The organism is Aliirhizobium cellulosilyticum (genome assembly GCF_014198105.1).
Taxonomy (GTDB): Bacteria; Pseudomonadota; Alphaproteobacteria; order Rhizobiales; family Rhizobiaceae; genus Neorhizobium; species Neorhizobium cellulosilyticum.
Window position 1 is genome coordinate 1 of the sequence record NZ_JACIGW010000023.1, and the last position, 4,294, is coordinate 4,294.

The 4,294-nt window shown below is 53.2% G+C and carries 3 tRNA genes and 2 rRNA genes; all 5 read right to left on the minus strand.

Going from position 1 to position 4,294, the window contains the following annotated elements:
• Nucleotides 1-2: 2 nt before the first annotated feature.
• Nucleotides 3-79: transfer RNA gene (locus GGE33_RS27305), tRNA-Met, on the minus strand.
• Nucleotides 80-343: 264 nt separating this feature from the next.
• Nucleotides 344-458 (minus strand): 5S ribosomal RNA (gene rrf, locus GGE33_RS27310).
• 112 nt (nt 459-570) lie between these two features.
• Nucleotides 571-3,369: ribosomal RNA gene (locus tag GGE33_RS27315) — 23S ribosomal RNA — on the minus strand.
• Between the two features lie 516 nt (nt 3,370-3,885).
• Nucleotides 3,886-3,961 (minus strand) — tRNA-Ala (locus GGE33_RS27320).
• Between the two features lie 75 nt (nt 3,962-4,036).
• A tRNA-Ile gene (locus GGE33_RS27325) sits at nt 4,037-4,113 on the minus strand.
• Nucleotides 4,114-4,294 lie beyond the last annotated feature (181 nt).

Below are 4,294 nucleotides of genomic sequence, written 5' to 3' on the forward strand. Positions count from 1 at the left end.
TTTGGTTGCGGGGGCAGGATTTGAACCTGCGGCCTTCAGGTTATGAGCCTGACGAGCTACCGGGCTGCTCCACCCCGCGCCAAGCGCAAACCTTTGGTTTGCGCGACTACGCCAACGTCTTGCGTTGGCGGACTGTGCCGGAGCAAAACCCATTGGGTTTTGTCTCCTGTAAGGGACGCACCGGCTATAGATTGGTGAGCCATCCCTTGCATTTCATATGTTCTGTTTTTGCCATTAAACGCCGAAAGGCCGCTTTTGGGCGGCCCTTGGAGTTTGGCCAGGGGCCATAGGTTTCGTGTGTGAGAAGATTGTTTCACGCTTGTGCGTGCATTGCCTTTAGAAGACCTGGCAGCGACCTACTCTCCCACGTCTTGAGACGGAGTACCATTGGCGCAGGGGCGTTTCACGGCCGTGTTCGGAATGGGAACGGGTGCGGCCGCCCCGCCATGACCACCAGGTCATCTAAGGGCAATGTGAAGAGAAGCTGGCAGGCGTTAGCCTGTTTTATTTAGAACACGTCGTTGCATCATCGCCCGGCTGAGCCGAGCAGATGAGCATTGATCAATGAGAGCGATTAAGCCAATCGGGCTATTAGTAAGGCTAAGCTTCATGCATTGCTGCACGTCCACACGCCTCCTATCAACGTGGTCGTCTTCCACGGCCCTGATAGGGAATACTCGTTTTCAGGTGGGTTTCCCGCTTAGATGCCTTCAGCGGTTATCCCTTCCATATATAGCTACCCTGCTATGCCGTTGGCACGACAACAGGTCCACCAGAGATATGTCCATCCCGGTCCTCTCGTACTAGGGACAGATCCTGTCAATATTCCTACACCCACGGCAGATAGGGACCGAACTGTCTCACGACGTTCTGAACCCAGCTCACGTACCGCTTTAATTGGCGAACAGCCAAACCCTTGGGACCTGCTCCAGCCCCAGGATGCGATGAGCCGACATCGAGGTGCCAAACAACCCCGTCGATATGGACTCTTGGGGGTCATCAGCCTGTTATCCCCGGCGTACCTTTTATCCGTTGAGCGATGGCCCTTCCACGCGGGACCACCGGATCACTATGACCGACTTTCGTCTCTGCTCGACTTGTCAGTCTCGCAGTCAGGCGGGCTTATGCCATTGCACTCGACGACCGATTTCCGACCGGTCTGAGCCCACCATCGCGCGCCTCCGTTACTCTTTCGGAGGCGACCGCCCCAGTCAAACTACCCACCATACACTGTCCCGGATCCGGATGACGGACCGCGGTTAGACATCCATGACGATAAGGGTGGTATTTCAAGGATGGCTCCACGAAGACTGGCGTCCCCGCTTCAAAGCCTACCACCTATCCTACACATGCCGACACGAATGCCAGTGTAAAGCTATAGTAAAGGTGCACGGGGTCTTTCCGTCTAACCGCAGGAACCCCGCATCTTCACGGGGAATTCAATTTCACTGAGTCTATGCTGGAGACAGCGGGGAAGTCGTTACGCCATTCGTGCAGGTCGGAACTTACCCGACAAGGAATTTCGCTACCTTAGGACCGTTATAGTTACGGCCGCCGTTTACTGGGGCTTCGATTCAGAGCTTGCACCCCTCCTCTTAACCTTCCAGCACCGGGCAGGCGTCAGACCCTATACGTCGTCTTTCGACTTCGCAGAGCCCTGTGTTTTTGATAAACAGTCGCTACCCCCTGGTCTGTGCCACCCCAATCCACTTGCGTAAAAAGGGGTCACGCTTCTTCCGAAGTTACGCGTGCAATTTGCCGAGTTCCTTCAGCATAGTTCTCTCAAGCGCCTTGGTATACTCTACCTGACCACCTGTGTCGGTTTCGGGTACGGTCTATAATGATGGAGCTATTTCCTGGAACCGCTTCCCCGCCCAGACAATCCAATAAGTCTGAACAAGTTACGCAATCCGTCACTACCACCAGGCCCACGAATATTAACGTGGTTCCCATCACCTACGCATTTCTGCCTCGGCTTAGGGGCCGGCTAACCCTGCTCAGATTAACTTTAAGCAGGAACCCTTGGTCTTTCGGCGAGGGGGTCTCTCACCCCCTTTGTCGTTACTCATGTCAACATTCGCACTTCCGATATCTCCAGGGGTCCTCACGGATCCCCCTTCACAGACTTACGGAACGCTCCGCTACCACGTGGATAAATCCACATCCTCAGCTTCGGTGCATGGCTTTAGCCCCGTTACATTTTCGGCGCAAAGACCCTTATTTAGACCAGTGAGCTGTTACGCTTTCTTTAAATGATGGCTGCTTCTAAGCCAACATCCTGGTTGTTTTGGGATCCTCACATCCTTTCCCACTTAGCCATGACTTGGGGACCTTAGCTGGAGGTCAGGGTTGTTGCCCTCTTCACGACGGACGTTAGCACCCGCCGTGTGTCTGCCGAGTAGTACTCCCAGGTATTCGGAGTTTGGTTAGGATCAGTAAGACGGTGAGTCCCCATAGCCCATCCAGTGCTCTACCCCCTGGGGTATTCGCTCGACGCTCTACCTAAATAGATTTCGCGGAGAACCAGCTATCTCCGAGTTTGATTGGCCTTTCACCCCTAGCCACAAGTCATCCCAATCTATTGCAACAGATGCGGGTTCGGCCCTCCAGTTGGTGTTACCCAACCTTCAGCCTGCTCATGGCTAGATCACTCGGTTTCGGGTCTAATGCAACTAACTGAACGCCCTGTTCAGACTCGCTTTCGCTGCGCCTACACCTACCGGCTTAAGCTTGCTAGTTACACTAAGTCGTTGACCCATTATACAAAAGGTACGCCGTCAGGCTTGCGCCCTCCGACTGCTTGTAGGCATCCGGTTTCAGGTTCTATTTCACTCCCCTTGTCGGGGTGCTTTTCACCTTTCCCTCACGGTACTTGTTCGCTATCGGTCATGCACGAGTACTTAGGCTTGGAGAGTGGTCTCCCCATGTTCAGACAGGATTTCACGTGTCCCGCCCTACTCAAGGACAATCAGTGTTCTACGCCTACGGGGCTGTCACCCACTTTAGCCAAGCTTTCCAACTTGTTCGGCTTTATTCCTGATTGCCACTGGCCTGGTCCGCGTTCGCTCGCCACTACTTGCGGAGTCTCGGTTGATGTCCTTTCCTTCAGGTACTTAGATGTTTCAGTTCCCTGAGTTCGCTTCTAACCCCTATGTATTCGAAAGTTAGATACCTTATTACAATACCTAGAAACCTAAACCGTGCCTAAACACGGCTTAAACTTTCTAGGTATTTAAGGTGGGTTGCCCCATTCGGAGATCCATGGATCAAAGCTTATTCGCAGCTCCCCACAGCTTATCGCAGCGTATCACGTCCTTCTTCGCCTGTGCATGCCAAGGCATCCACCAAATGCCCTTACGACACTTAATCGTTCTCATTGCCAATGCTCATCAATATAGCCAAACCTTCTTCAGGTCAGGCGGAAGGGCTACCTTTTACAACCCATCCTTCTCATGATGACATCGACGTGTTCTTTGTCGATCAGATCGCTTTTGACGAGGCCACGCCGAGCGGCCTCTTTACGTCTGATCTTAAGACCAGCTTCTCGAGATTAAATCCGGGTCCGTGCGGTTAGCAACCGGACATCAATAAGTCATCAGAGGCGCCAAAACCCGAAGGTCAAAACACCAACAATGACCGACCAGAGTGACAAGCTTCCTATCTCCACCGATCCCTCTTTCGTGTCCGGCCGGCTAGGCCATCAACGACATCATAAGGATCAGCTTCAAACCCAGGCTTACCTTGCGGTAAAACCCAGACCTGGAAGCCTCCAGATCAATCTTCTCTTCACGATTTTTGCAGAACAGGCATGCGCTTCATCGAAGCGATGCAAACTTTTACTTCTTCAAAGGATATGTACCCGTCATCTCGACACCAAAAGCGAATTGGTGGAGCTGAGCGGGATCGAACCGCTGACCCCCTGCTTGCAAAGCAGGTGCTCTCCCAGCTGAGCTACAGCCCCAACCATCGCAACACCCGATGACAATGCCATCAGGAGGGTCAAGATCGAACAAACCAAACACCTTAAAAAGGAGAATGGTGGGCCTGGGAAGACTTGAACTTCCGACCCCACGCTTATCAAGCGTGTGCTCTAACCAACTGAGCTACAGGCCCGATCTCGACAAACTCTACGTTAAGTAACGCTCGCCAATACAGGCCAGAGGCCGTCGCCGCCATCAACCCTAAAAGTTGGCCGGCGCCCTCGCGGAGGGCAGCACCGAAGGTGCGAACAGCCCGTGAGCGCACTCAATGGTTCATATCCTAATGAAGAAAGAGAAACGTAGTCGGCGGTTTT